Annotated in this window: 2 tRNA genes and 1 rRNA gene; all 3 read left to right on the top strand. The window is 49.3% G+C overall.

Annotated features, from left to right (window positions below):
* Nucleotides 1–199 precede the first annotated feature (199 nt).
* The 3 genes from rrf (at nt 200) to ACFQ0C_RS03400 (ending at nt 536) form a co-directional block, all read left to right on the top strand.
* Nucleotides 200–312: ribosomal RNA gene (gene rrf / locus ACFQ0C_RS03410) — 5S ribosomal RNA — on the top strand.
* 54 nt (nt 313–366) lie between these two features.
* A tRNA-Ile gene (locus tag ACFQ0C_RS03405) sits at nt 367–443 on the top strand.
* 17 nt (nt 444–460) lie between these two features.
* Nucleotides 461–536: transfer RNA gene (locus tag ACFQ0C_RS03400), tRNA-Ala, on the top strand.
* Nucleotides 537–654 lie beyond the last annotated feature (118 nt).

Genomic DNA, 654 nt, shown 5'->3' with positions numbered 1-654 from the left:
AGGTAGCCGTATCGGAAGGTGCGGCTGGATCACCTCCTTTCTATGGAGTCCATGGTGACTGTAGGTCACCGGACAAATATGCAATACAACAACACTCACTCGTTGGTCAGTTTTGAGAGGGTAAACGGACCTCACCGAAAGTAATGTGATACGCTGAAGCGTATTATAACTACTTTCAGGAGAGACCGATAACTCTATCTCAATATNTGATGGCGGAGGGGAACCACGCGTTCCCATCTCGAACACGACCGTTAAGCCCTCCAGCGCCAATGGTACTTAGACCGCAGGGTCTTGGGAGAGTAGGACGTTGCCAAGCGAACCCTTTTAAGGGTGAAGGAAGCTTAATGCTTCTGCAAATGAATATGAGGGCCCTTAGCTCAGCTGGTTAGAGCGCACCCCTGATAAGGGTGAGGTCGGTGGTTCGAGTCCACTAGGGCCCACCAATTGCATATCCTACTATGGGGCCATAGCTCAGCTGGGAGAGCGCCTGCCTTGCAAGCAGGAGGTCAGCGGTTCGATCCCGCTTGGCTCCACCATATTTTTAAATAAGATTGTTCCTTGAAAACTAGATACCGAAACAAACAAAGCATAGAGCAACGTGTGTCGATCTTCGGATCGCACATAATCCAAGTAACTCGATTCATTTGAATCGAA

This window comes from Paenibacillus sp. GCM10027630 (assembly GCF_042676305.1).
Lineage (GTDB): Bacteria > Bacillota > Bacilli > Paenibacillales > NBRC-103111 > Paenibacillus_S.
The sequence above is the reverse complement of the archived record's forward strand: the minus strand, read 5'-3'. Positions and strand labels throughout refer to the sequence as shown.